At 39.1% G+C, this 12,700-nt stretch carries 8 protein-coding genes; all 8 read right to left on the reverse strand.

Annotated features, from left to right (window positions below; genetic code table 11):
* Positions 1-3 precede the first annotated feature (3 nt).
* The 8 genes from MR062_RS00910 to MR062_RS00945 all read right to left on the reverse strand — a co-directional run bounded on the left by MR062_RS00910 (position 4) and on the right by MR062_RS00945 (position 12,699).
* Positions 4-2,364 carry a PSD1 and planctomycete cytochrome C domain-containing protein gene (locus MR062_RS00910; RefSeq protein WP_242202173.1) on the reverse strand — a complete coding sequence of 787 codons (2,361 nt, stop codon included), beginning with the start codon at positions 2,362-2,364 and terminating at the stop codon, positions 4-6.
* Between the two features lie 160 nt (positions 2,365-2,524).
* Positions 2,525-4,867, reverse strand: coding sequence for a beta-N-acetylhexosaminidase (locus tag MR062_RS00915; RefSeq protein ID WP_242202174.1), 2,343 nt, complete (start codon positions 4,865-4,867; stop codon positions 2,525-2,527).
* Positions 4,857-5,879, reverse strand: a complete 1,023-nt coding sequence (locus MR062_RS00920) for a N(4)-(beta-N-acetylglucosaminyl)-L-asparaginase (protein WP_242202175.1) — start codon at positions 5,877-5,879, stop codon at positions 4,857-4,859. Before MR062_RS00920 ends, MR062_RS00915 begins: the two co-directional genes overlap by 11 nt.
* A 4-nt stretch (positions 5,880-5,883) precedes the next feature.
* Complete coding sequence (locus tag MR062_RS00925) at positions 5,884-8,127, reverse strand: GH92 family glycosyl hydrolase (protein ID WP_242202176.1); 2,244 nt, start codon at positions 8,125-8,127, stop codon at positions 5,884-5,886.
* 140 nt (positions 8,128-8,267) lie between these two features.
* The gene (locus MR062_RS00930) at positions 8,268-9,401 is read right to left on the reverse strand and encodes a putative glycoside hydrolase (RefSeq protein WP_242202177.1); all 1,134 of its coding nucleotides are present in this window, start codon (positions 9,399-9,401) and stop codon (positions 8,268-8,270) included.
* Between the two features lie 11 nt (positions 9,402-9,412).
* Positions 9,413-10,579: a glycoside hydrolase family 18 protein gene (locus tag MR062_RS00935; protein WP_242202178.1), complete on the reverse strand. Its 1,167-nt coding sequence runs from the start codon at positions 10,577-10,579 to the stop codon at positions 9,413-9,415.
* Positions 10,580-10,596: 17 nt separating this feature from the next.
* The gene (locus MR062_RS00940; RefSeq protein WP_242202179.1) at positions 10,597-11,682 is read right to left on the reverse strand and encodes a carbohydrate-binding family 9-like protein; all 1,086 of its coding nucleotides are present in this window, start codon (positions 11,680-11,682) and stop codon (positions 10,597-10,599) included.
* A 45-nt stretch (positions 11,683-11,727) separates the two neighbouring features.
* Entirely contained in the window at positions 11,728-12,699 is a 972-nt protein-coding gene (locus MR062_RS00945) for a glycoside hydrolase family 130 protein (RefSeq protein WP_242202180.1), read from the reverse strand.
* Position 12,700 lies beyond the last annotated feature (1 nt).

Consider the following 12,700-nt stretch of genomic DNA (forward strand, 5'->3'; position numbering starts at 1 on the left):
GTACTATCCTTTTACGATTGCTTCATCTAGATTGAATATTAAACTTGTTAATACGGTATAGGCATATAGTTCTTTGTCATGCTTATCCGTATGGGGTTCTGATGTTTCAGAATTGGCTTCAAAATTTTCTTTTGAAGATTCTAAATAGTCTAATAATTTATTGGTTTCATCTGCTTCTGGGAAGCGTGATGTTATCTTTCTAAAGATTTGTTTTATGCGTTCTTCATCGTTCAATGTTTCAGCATTAAGCATACTTTTAGCTAAGTGTTCTGATGCTTCAATTAATTGGGGATCGTTTAACATTACCAAGGCCTGAAGCGGGGTGCTTGTTTTTTGACGTTTAACCGAACAAAGGTCCCTACTTGCCGCATCGAAAGTAATCATGGCAGGAGGGGGAACGGTTCGTTTCCAAAAGGTATACAAACTACGTCTGTATTGGTTTTCGCCAGAATCCATGATGTATTTGGTAAGCCCTCGCCCCGATGTGGTTTCTGCCCATAATCCTTCTGGTTGGTATGGTTTTACGCTAGGCCCACCAAGCTTATTTACTAATAGGCCACTAACAGCTAAGGCATTATCCCTAACCATCTCTGCCGTTAATTTACTTCTTGAACTTCGTGCGAGGAGTACATTATCCGGATCTGCTTCTATAAGTTCTGGTGTTGCTTTTGAGGTTTGTAGGTAGGTACTGGACATAACCATCAGTTTTATCATTTGCTTCATGTCCCACCCTTTTTCCCTAAAGGTAACGGCTAACCAATCCAATAATTCTGGGTGTGAGGGTAAAGCTCCCTGGTTACCAAAATCGTCGACAGTCGAGACAATGCCAGCACCAAAAATTTGTTGCCAAATTCTATTTATGGCAACCCTTGCGGTTAAGGGGTTTTTATCATCGAAAAGCCAGTCCACTAAGCCTAATCTATTTTTAGGAAGGGTTTCTGGGAAGGATAAAACGGCCTTTGGTGTTCCTAAAGATACTTTGTCGGTAGGAGCATCATATTGGCCTCTTTTTAAAATGAAAGTCTGTCTGTCTGAGGCGTCGTCTGCCATAACCATTAACTTTATGTCTGGAATGGAATCGGGTTTGTGTATAAAAGCCAGGCTTTCTTCAATTTCTTTATCGGTTATTTTGATATTGGGTTCTGGAATTTCATCATAATCAATCCTTCCTTTTTCCTTTACCTTATTGAAAAAGCCATACATGCTATAAAACTCTTTTTGGGAAATTGGGTCGTATTTATGATCATGGCATCTTGCGCATTCCATAGTTAGCCCCAGTAATGCCGTTGAAGTGGTGTTGGTGCGATCCATAACATACTCCACCCGATACTCCTCATCTATTACGCCGCCTTCTTGAGTGATTTTATGGTTTCTGTTAAATCCTGTAGCTACGATTTGTTCCAATGTTGCATTGGGTAATAAATCGCCTGCTATTTGCCATTTTATAAATTCGTTGTAAGGCAAATTACTATTAAATGCATGAATAACCCAATCGCGCCAAGGCCACATTGTGCGCTCTAAATCGTCCTGATAACCATGGGTGTCTGCATAGCGTGCAACGTCCAGCCAGTTGGAAGCCATACGTTCGCCATAGGCTTCTGAAGCTAAGAGTTTATCAACTACTTTTTCATAGGCGCTTTCATCTGTATCTGAGACAAAAGCATCTATAGCATCAAGCGTAGGAGGTAGGCCGGTAAGGTCGAAATAAACCTTGCGTATTAATTTTTCTTTTGTAGCTTTCTCGGAAGGTTTCAAGCCTTTTTCTTCCAGTCGTTTTAATATGAAATAGTCTATATCGTTATTTGGCCAGTTGGCGTTAGTAACTTTTGGTGTCTGTTTTTTAACAGGCGGAATAAATGACCAATGGTCTTTCCAAACAGCACCTTGTTCGATCCATTTTGTTAAAATCTTCTTTTCGTATTCGGACAGGCTAAGGTTAGAGCTTGGTGGGGGCATTATCTGCTCGGGGTCTGTACTGTTTATTCTAGCTACCATTCTACTGGATTCTATATCTCCTGGAACAATAGCATGCTTGTCTAAATGTTCACCAATGGCAGCATAGGCCCCTTCTTTGGTGTCTAACCTCAATCCTGCTTCGCGCGTGCCTCCGTCTGGTCCATGACATAAATAGCAGCGGTCTGAAAGTATGGGCTTAACATGAAAAATATAATCAATGCTATCTGGTAACTTGACATTAGGGTTTGATGAATTTGAACTAAGATTTGCGTTAGGGTTGTCTTTTTTTAATGCTAAATACTCACTATCATTTTTACTGATTTTATATTTAATCAGTAATATCAAAATAAATGGTATTATAAAATACAACGCTAATTTTAACGATTTTATGTCCTTAAGTTTAAACATTACAACATAATATAAATTAATGGGTTAATTTAATACAAATCCTAGTTTTGTTAAAATATAATTAGAACTTTAACAATTATCCTTTCAAGATGGTTTTATGTTAAAAATTAACAAAAAAAATTCGACGAATAACAGTTGTAGTTCGCTGGAAACTAAAAAACTACTCGACTGTAATTTCGTCTACAAATAGCCAAGCGCCTCCACCACTAGGTGACTTTTTTAAGCTTTGAGCCTTAACCTTAACATGTGTTGCTTTTTGTTTTTTGAAATTAATAACAAAATCTTTCAGTTCAATGTTAGGGTTTACTTTTACTGGTCTATCTATTACTCCCACACTGGTATAGGATTTACCGTCGTTAGATAGCAGAACTTCTATTTGTGTTGGGAAATATATAGCAGGTCCTTGGTTTTCCATAGTGCCTACTTTTACTTCCGATATTTCGGTAGGGGTTTCTAAATCAATAACCAATTCCATATCATTACCTATCCACGCCTGCCATTGTCCGTCATGGAAATTTTTTGAACCTCGAACTATATTAACCATGTTGTTTGCTTCTTTCCCTTTGTAGCTTTTGCTATACATGGTGTTATAAATCACTTTTTTACCTACAGCTTTGTGATAGTTAAGTGTCTTTTCGAAAACATTGCCAATAGGTTTATCATTTTCAAATAGCGATGCTCTTATTGTTGTTGTGCTATTGATATCAATAGGTTTAGTATAAGGGATTGCTGAAGTTTCAAGGGAAGCATCATTTAAAACATAGCGTATGTCCGTTTCTGGGAATTCGGTTTTAAGAGTGACCGTAATGGCATTGGTTGTATCGTTTACATGAGTTTCTTCGGTAATGGTATACACACTCTTAGCGTAATTAATGCCTTGACTGTCGTAACGCTGAAATAGGTTGATTAACCGTGATGAAAACTCATCCCAATCTCTGTTGGTTTTTGGGCTCCAAAGGGTTTCAGACAAGGCGGCTAGTCTTGGGAAGATCATATATTCTGAATGGGATTCGGTAGGAACGTATTCTGCCCATAAATTAGCTTGTCCGCCCAACACGTGCTTGGCTTGTTCTAGAGTCATGGTGTCAACTACAGGGTCGAATTCATAAACTTTGCTTACGGGAGTATAGCCTCCCCAAGCTTTCGGCTCTGTATCCATTGGACCTTGGTAGTGGTCGAAATAACAGTGTGTGCCAGGAGTCATAACCACATCATGACCTTCTGCTGAAGCTTCCAAACCACCTTTTACCCCACGCCAGCTCATTACTGTAGCCCCTGGAGCTAAACCGCCTTCCAAAATTTCGTCCCAGCCAATTAAAATGCGTCCTTTGGAACTGATAAAACGTTCCATACGTTTAATGAAATAGCTTTGTAGTTCTTCTACATTTTCAAGGCCTTCAGTTTTCATGCGTTTTTGGCAATGTGGACATTTTTTCCAATTGGTTTTGGTTGCTTCGTCACCTCCAATATGGATATATTTTGAAGGAAACAGAGCCATAACTTCGGTAAGAACATTTTCTAAGAATTCGAAGGTAGATTCTTTTCCTGCACAGTAAATATCTGTGATGGGCCATAAGCCACCAGAAGGGACTTGAACGGGTTTTTCTAAACAAGAAAATTCGGGATAGGATGCCACTGAACTGGTAACGTGAGCGGGCATTTCAATTTCGGGAACGACATTCACACCCCTGCTTTCGGCATAGGCTACAATGTCCTTAATATCCTCTTGGGTGTAATAACCGCCATACCTATTTTGTCCTTCACTTGGTATTGTTGGTCTGGCATCCCATGGTTTGTCTTCTTGGTCTACTCTATAAGCACCTACCTCGGTAAGTTTAGGATACTTTTTTATTTCGATACGCCACCCTTGATCGTCTACTAAGTGCAAATGCAGGGTATTCATTTTATGGTATGCTAAGCGGTCAATAGTTTTTTTGATGTATTCTTTTTTGAAAAAATGACGGGATACATCCAACATTAATCCGCGCCATTTAAAACGTGGTGTGTCGTTAATTGTTACACACGGGAGGTTCCAGACAATATCTTCAACAGGTTTGTTGCTTTCAATCTCTAAAGGCAATAATTGACGAATGGTTTCAACGCCGTATAAAAACCCCGAAAAGCTGTTGGCTTCAATAGTAATTTCTTCTGGGCTTACTATTAATGTGTATGCTTCATTCTCTAAATTTTCATTGTTTTCAAAAGCAATAAAATTAGAGGAGGGTTTGGTTTTTACCACTTCCAAATCCCAATTGGATACAGTCTTAAAGGGATTCAATAAAACTTCTAAAGCTTGTAACTGTTCATCGTTGGAAACAAAGCATTTGGTATCCTTATTGAATTGAAAACTACCTTGCCCCAGCTTTAGTTCTGAAGGTTTGGGTATAATTTGGATATCTTCTTCAGCAAAAGTTTTTGAAGGTTGGTTAGCACACCCTATAAACAGTAGGGTTATTAGCGCTGTGGCTATTAATTTTGGAGTTATGTATTTTTTATTGTGCATCCCAAGTCATTTTAAATTGTGCATCTTCCATTCTATTTCCTTTTTCGGTATCGCAAACTGCAAAGTCAAATCCAGAGCGTAAACTGTATCCGCCGTATTCGCCCTGTTTATTGATAGCGATAAAGCCTACTTGCAGGTATTCCATGTCTCTATGGTTTTTGTGCTTTTCGTAAATACGTTCTACAATAATTTTACAGGCCTCGGCTGGCGATTTTCCCATACGCATTTGTTCAACAACCATAGCACTACCGGCAGTACGTATTACGGCCTCTCCCAAACCGGTTGCAGCTGCTGCACCTACTTCGTTGTCTAAAAATAACCCAGCACCTATAATGGGAGAATCCCCTACACGACCATGCATTTTCCAAGCAGCACCACTGGTGGTACAAGCACCGGAAATATTTCCATTATTATCTATGGCCAACATGCTTATGGTGTCGTGGTTTTCTATATTAATAACAGGTTTGTATTTTGATTTTTCCAGCCATTTTTTCCAGTCTTTTTCAGACTCTGGAGTTAATAGGTTTTCTTCCTTAAACCCTTTCGATAAGGCAAATTGAAGGGCGCCTTCTCCAGTTAGCATCACATGGGGGGTGTCTTCCATTACTTTTCTGGCTACCGAAATAGGGTGTTTTATACCTTGTAGGAAGGCTACCGAACCACAATTGCTATTATGGTCCATAATGCAGGCATCTAAAGTGACCTTGCCTTCTCTATCCGGTAAACCGCCATAACCTACACTACGTTCTTTGGGGTCGCCTTCGGGAATCCTAACGCCCGCTTCTACTGCATCAATACCTGTGCCTCCTTCATTTAGGGTTTTCCAGGCGGCTTCATTTGCCGGGAAACCGTGTTTCCATGTTGAAATGATTAATGGTTTGTTGGGTGTGCTATTTGTAGTTGATGCGACTGCATTTTGCTCTTCTTTGGTTACTTCTTTACAGCTAAAAACCGTACTAACGCCAATGGTTCCTAAAGCTGTTTTCTTTATAAAATCCCTTCTGTTTGCCATAATCTTATTGATATATTTTTGATGAAATACTTTTATTTTGATTTATATCTGTTTTTGGGGCATTGCCCATAGTAAAGGTTAATGTGCCGCCCTCCATAATCTCTTGATGGGTAATGTAATTCCTGTTTATTGGTTCGCCGTTTAAACGAATAGATTGAATGTATTTGTTGTCTGCTGAATTATTAATGGTTTCAATGGTAAAGTGTTTGCCATGTTCTAAATTAATGGTGGCCTTATCAAATAGAGGCGACCCAAAACTATAGACACCTTGCGCCGGATTGACAGGGTAAAACCCTAAGGCGCTAAAGATGTACCAAGACGACATCTGGCCACAATCTTCATTGCCACAGTGCCCGTTAGGTTCATTTTTGTACTGGGTTTCTAAAATTTCCCTAATAACTTTTTGTGTTTTGTATGGCTTGTCGATATAATTGTATAGATATCCAACATGATGGCTAGGCTCATTTCCGTGGGCATATTGCCCTATCATACCTGTACTAAAAAGCGGAAGTTTATCTTCGGGTGTAGGGGCATAGGTAAACATGGAATCCAATTTTTGTTCAAAGCGTTCTTTGCCGCCAACTGCTTTTATTAACCCTTCTACATTTTGGGGGACATTCCATACATAATGCCAGGCATTGCTTTCACAGAAATAAGGCGTATACTCTTTTGGGATAAATTGTTCCACAAAGGTTCCATCTAAATGCTTGGGACGCATAAAGGAGCTTTGTTGGTCGAATACATTTCTCCAGTTTTCCGAGCGTGTTAAAAAATAGTCGTAATCGTCCTCTTTTCCTAAAGCCTTAGCGAATTGTGCAATACACCAATCGTCGTAAGCATATTCCAATGTTTTGGATACGGACCAATTTTCATGCTGTTCGTCAATGGGAACATAGCCAAGTTGCTTGTATTGGTCTATTTGCCTAGAGTCGTCCATGGCGCTCGCATTACAGGCTTTAAAAGCTAATTCGTAATTAAAGTCAATGCCTTTAAAATATGCATCTACAATAACAGGAACGGCATGGTAGCCAATCATCATATTGGTTTCGTTGCCTTGCATGGACCATACCGGTAAGAGTCCAGTTTCGTTATAATGCGCCAACATGGATTTTATCATGTCTGATACTTTATTAGGGTGCACGATGGTGTACAGCGGATGGGCAGCGCGATAGGTGTCCCAAAGAGAAAAGGTATCGTATCTGTTGAAACCATTAGCATTCATAATGGTATCGTTAGCGCCTTTGTAGTTGCCGTTATGGTCACTTAACAGCGTAGGAGCTAACATGGCTTGGTAGAGCATGGTATAGAAAATAGACTTCTTATTAGTGTCAGCCGTTTCAATCTTGATTTTTTGGAGTTGTTGTTCCCAAATGCTATCGGCTTGCTGTTTATAGGTTTCAAAATTGAAATGTGGAGCTTCAATGCTCAATGATTTTCTTGCGCCTTCTATATTGGCAGTCGATAATCCAGTTTTTAAGATGATAGTTTCCCCTTCCAAAGTATGATAACTTAAGATGATTTTAGTGTTTTTTCCTTTAACGGAATTACTTGAAACCAAGGTGTCATTTTTAAAAATCTGATAGGTATCGAATGGTTTTGATACTTGTATTTGAAAATAAGCCCGTTGGTCTTTTGCCCAGCCTGTAGATTTTCTATACCCTTCAATGGTGGTATTATTAACCACTTTCAAGTAGGTGTCGGTAGGGGCATCCCAATTAAGGGCGTATCCTAAATCGATATGGATTTGTGATAAGGAATCTTTAGGGAAGGTGTATTTATGGATGCCTGTTCTGGCTGTGGCCGTAAGTTCAGCTTTAATATTATAATCCAAAAGCGTTACACCATAATACCCTGGTGATGCTTCTTCTTTATCATGTGAAAAGGATGAAAAAGGTTTAAAGTTATTGTCCTTAATGCGTTTAGAGAAACGGCTGTTGGTAGGCATTACTAAGATGTCGTACAAATCGCCTGCACCCGTTCCTGTTAAGTGGGTATGCGAAAACCCGGAAATAATGGAATCTTGGTAAAAATAGCCAGCAATCCTATCCCAACCGGGAATACCTATATCTGGGCTTAACTGTACCATGCCAAACGGAACGGTTGCCCCTGGGTAGGTGTTTCCAGGGCCATCGGTGCCTATAAAAGGGTTTACAAATGCCGTAAGTTTTTCGTTAGTTTCATTTGCTTGTTGGGTACAGCCAAAAAGTTGTACTAGGCAAAGTATTATAATGAAACTGTGTTTGTGCATTATTAGATGTTTTTAATCAGTATTATTGGCCCTCAATAACATATATGTTGTCATTACGAGGAAGTGAGGCACGAACGACGTGGTAATCCGTTTAATATTTAGCGCTATAATCCAACAGGCTGCCACACGCACTACGTTTCTCACCTAAGCAATGTTTCCTTTACCTCCTTTATGGCATTTAAATAGTCATCTGTTAGTCCATTGCCATCAAAGAAAGTGGCACCTTTGGCACCATTATCTTTAGCTTGCAAAATGGCTTGTTTTAATTCATCGCCCGATTGAAATGGCGGTAAATAAATACCTGTGTTTATTCCAATATTTTCAGATTCCACATCGCTTACGCCTTGTTTAGTGGCATAGCCAATCCAATCTATTTCTTCATTATAAAAACTATGATAAATCATGGGGTAAACTTCATCTATATCCCATTTGTCCCAACGTTGGCGCACCATATGGTCTGCCATTTCGGGATAAGGGAAAACCGCGGCCGTTAACTTTTTATTGTTTTTGTGAACAATCTTATAGGCGTCATCTACCAAGGCTTTAATAGCGTTCAAACGGAAGTTTTTCCACTCCATATCTATAGCTGTGTTTTTGCTTTCTCTTGGGTTTTTATGATGGATTTTTTCAAATTCGCTCACACAAACATCACAATAGCAAAAGTCGTATTCTGGCAGTTCTTCGTCTTGAACCAGATTGTATTTTGGTAATAAGCCTATGGGTAAAAAGATATCTGGGAAACGAATATAATCTAAGTGTACACTTTCAATACCATTTACTTTGGCCAAACCTTCCACTAGGCCTAGAATATGATTGCGAGACTCTTCCCTTGTAGGACACAGCCATTGGTAATAACCAACATAAGGACGGGTATCGTGGCAAGATTTGCCATCACGGCTCACTTGATACCATTCTGGGTGTTTTAAAGCTACCGTATCACCAGGGCGGTTAACGGCCATAATCCATGCGTGTACTTTTAGTCCTTCTGCTTTTGCTATGGGAACTAAACGTTCTAACTCTTTGGGGTCTGTGCCTGTATTGATTAAAACTTCATCGAGGCCTCCTGCTTTATAGCGTTTAAACTCTTTGGCGTAATCTTCATTGGATTTGTTTTTATTGGATGTTATCCAAGTGCCAAATTTAAATGAAGGGTTGGTATTGTTTTCAGTAGTATGATCATTGTTAGCAATATGGTCATGCTTTTTTTCATTTTGATGACATGCTATAAGATTAAATAGCAATACAAACGATAGAAATAAACGTATGGCTCTCATGTCTTAGTGTTTTAAGGTGATGGTTGTATTTTTATACTGTTATAAAGTGTGTTTAGTAATTCTTGATCTTTATCCAGACTATATTCCCAAAACATAGCACCTCCCAAACCATTTTGTTTGATATAGTCTGCTTTTAATTGAATGTCTTTAGGGGTTTCCCAAGAAACAAAAATACTGTCGGTGGCATTCCATAGGTAGGATGCTTTAGCCGAACTATCGTATCCCTTTTTATAATTTCCAGATGCCATCCTTTTTAGAATATCCCAATAGGGGACAATAACTCCTGTAGACATGGCCGTTTGGTACAATCCGTCGTTTCCTAAAGTGACCTTTTCCCATAATCTGCCATAGAAGGGAATGCCCATAACCAATTTTTTAGCTGGAACACCTGCTTTAATGTGCCTATTTATAGCTTCCTGTCCACTGTTTCCTGTAAATTTTTCTTTATCTGAAGGGAATAGGTTGGCATGATGTCCTGTTTGGTAGTGCCAGCCATGGTAAAAATCGTAGCACATAACATTGATGAAATTTAAGTAGATTTGGGCTTTGCCTAAATCGGTGTGGTCAATATAAGCTTGGTCTGCGCCAGTGGCAATGGTTAATAGGTAATGTTTGTTATCGCTATCCCCGGCTTTATCCAAAGCCTTACGTATTTCGGCAAGCAATAAGGTGAAGTTTTCTTTATCTGAAGGCCTAAATGCATTGTCCTCGCCACGTTGCCCAGGATATTCCCAATCTAGGTCCACACCATCAAAACCATGTTTTTTCATAAGCTGAACACAACTTACAGCAAATTGCTCCCTGGCTTTTGGATAGGCAGCAACATGCGAAAAATTGTTGGACCAGACCCATCCGCCTATGGAGTACAAAACTTTAAGATTAGGATTGTTCTTTTTGTGTGCTACTAATTTTGAAATTTTAAGAGAATCGGTGTCTAATTCAAACTTTGGCTTTCCATCAACAATATTGGCAAAAGCGTAATTGATATGGGTTAGTTTGGAAGCGTCAACTAGAGCTGGGTCAAAATCTTCGTATCCTGCTACATAGCCTATTATTTTTAAATCTTTTACTTGGTTGTCGAGACTTTGGGTTTCTTTTTGTTGTGAACATCCAACGCAGGCCAATAGTAAAACACTACTTAATAAGATTAAATGTATTGATGTAGCAGCAAACTTCATTTAAATATATTTATAGGTTACTTCTTTTTATAAAAAAACTGACCATCTTCTTTTATAGATAATATGTTCTTTGTGAATGGGCTTTCTACGGAAATCGTCCAACCTAGACTGTGGTTTTCTAAAACCGGTTGTAATGCGACGCCATCAACAACCATTTTAAAATTCAAATCGCTAACCGATGAGGCACTATGTTGGTTTTTGCTATAATAAGCTTTATTGGCACGAAAGAGTTCATAGAGTTTCCATTTTATCTTTTCATCTTGAGGGATGTTAAACGTCACATCGCTGCCTACCGCTTCAGAAGTAAAATACACATAGCCCCAATTTTCTGGTAGGTGCATATTAATAACACCCGTTGGAGACCAAACCCAGTTGTATTCTGGTAAATGTTTACCGTTTTTATCTTTTTTTCGAGAATACTTGCCGTTTGTAATATCGTGTTCCCAATTTACCCGTGAAAAGTTAACTCTATAAAATCGGTCTCTGGGTACATTGTCCTGTCTGTAAGCTGTCCGCAAATCCTTAAACGGTATGGCGATTTCTAAGGTCCAGCTATTGTCGGTATCGTTGGGATTGTTTAAAGTACCATCAATATGAATAGCCGATTTTAGCCCTGTATAATTCCAATCATTTAAGACTACATTGTTACGTTCTCTGTACGGTTTATTAATAAATAAGTCCCAAGCCGTATTTAAAGCATTAATCTCTAACTCATAATAATTATGGGTGTCACCATCGGGGTCTATAAATACTTCAAAATCGTTATTGTAGAAAATAACCGCATCGCGTTCCTTTATATCTGCCCATACATGAGGTTCTTCAATTTTAGCCAAAATGTAATAATAATTGTCGTCCCAAAGCATCTTTATACGAGTTCGGTATTTGGGTATTTTATCGCCTTCTATATCTATAAAATCGTTTGTCCATTTGGCTTTTTGCCAATCATTTTCATCAGCTTTCCCATCAATGGTTATGGTTTCAGATGTTTTATGTGCTACATAGGTTTGAGGAACAATGCCTTCGCTGCTTTGAGCATAACTTATGTGGCAAAGCATGGATAAAAATAATATGATGGTATATTTATTCATAATATTGTAAATCATCTCGACTGCATTTCAACTTGGCTTGATGTAACAAGCCATAATTCATTATAAACTATTCTCTTTTGTGAACTGTACTACCTCACTCAATTTACCAAACGCTAGAGCTACTACAGTATCAGCAGCACCATAGTATACGGCCAACTTATCTTCTTCAGTATCGTGTAATGCAGCACAAGGAAATACCACATTGGGGACATCGCCTTGCATCTCATAATCAACTGCAGGCCCTAATATATAGGGTTGTGTACGGTATTTAACTTTATCAGGTTCGTTTTCATCCAGCAATGCTGCTCCCATAGCATAACGGAACCCGTTACAGGTGGTGATTACTCCATGGTATATCATAAGCCAACCCTCGTTGGTTAGGATGGGAATAGGCCCAGCGCCAATTTTTGTGCATTGCCAGGCACTATCCTCAAATGGTGTAGCTTTCATAACACAACGGTGTTCGCCCCAATATTTCATGTCGGGACTGTAGCTAATGTAAATATCACCAAATGGAGTATGGCCATTATCGCTAGGGCGACTTAACATGGCATACTTTCCGTTGATTTTCTTTGGGAACAATACCCCGTTCCTGTTAAACGGTAAAAAGGCATTTTCACACTGGAAAAATTCTTTAAAATCGAAGGTGTAAGCAATGCCTATTGTAGGGCCATGGTACCCATTACACCAAGTAATCCAATAGCGGTCTTCTATAAATACCACACGAGGGTCATATTTGTAATCGGAATCAATCATAGTGGTGTTTCCTGCTTGCATTACAATAGGCTCATGGTTAATGTCCCAGTTGATACCGTCTTTACTAAAGCCCGCAAAAATATTCATCTGCACGGCTTTGTTATCGCATCGAAACACACCGGCATAGCCATCTTTAAATGGAACAACAGCACTGTTAAATATACTGTTTGAGGTAGGTATGGCATACCTGTCTATTATTGGGTTGGCGTCGTATCGCCACATTACATCTTGACAACCAGAAGGTCGGTCCTGCCAAGGAAAAGGCCTATTTTGCATG

This window comes from Aestuariivivens insulae, from assembly GCF_022662195.1.
In the GTDB taxonomy this organism is placed as follows: domain Bacteria; phylum Bacteroidota; class Bacteroidia; order Flavobacteriales; family Flavobacteriaceae; genus Aestuariivivens; species Aestuariivivens insulae.

Excerpts from the sequence above, each read along its gene's own strand:
- MR062_RS00910 (WP_242202173.1), bottom strand. The coding sequence starts at position 2,364 with ATGTTTAAACTTAAGGACATAAAATCGTTAAAATTAGCGTTGTATTTT.
- MR062_RS00915 (WP_242202174.1), bottom strand. The coding sequence starts at position 4,867 with ATGCACAATAAAAAATACATAACTCCAAAATTAATAGCCACAGCGCTA.
- MR062_RS00920 (WP_242202175.1), bottom strand. The coding sequence starts at position 5,879 with ATGGCAAACAGAAGGGATTTTATAAAGAAAACAGCTTTAGGAACCATT.
- MR062_RS00925 (WP_242202176.1), bottom strand. The coding sequence starts at position 8,127 with ATGCACAAACACAGTTTCATTATAATACTTTGCCTAGTACAACTTTTT.
- MR062_RS00930 (WP_242202177.1), bottom strand. The coding sequence starts at position 9,401 with ATGAGAGCCATACGTTTATTTCTATCGTTTGTATTGCTATTTAATCTT.
- MR062_RS00935 (WP_242202178.1), bottom strand. The coding sequence starts at position 10,579 with ATGAAGTTTGCTGCTACATCAATACATTTAATCTTATTAAGTAGTGTT.
- MR062_RS00940 (WP_242202179.1), bottom strand. The coding sequence starts at position 11,682 with ATGATTTACAATATTATGAATAAATATACCATCATATTATTTTTATCC.
- MR062_RS00945 (WP_242202180.1), bottom strand. The coding sequence starts at position 12,699 with ATGCAAAATAGGCCTTTTCCTTGGCAGGACCGACCTTCTGGTTGTCAA.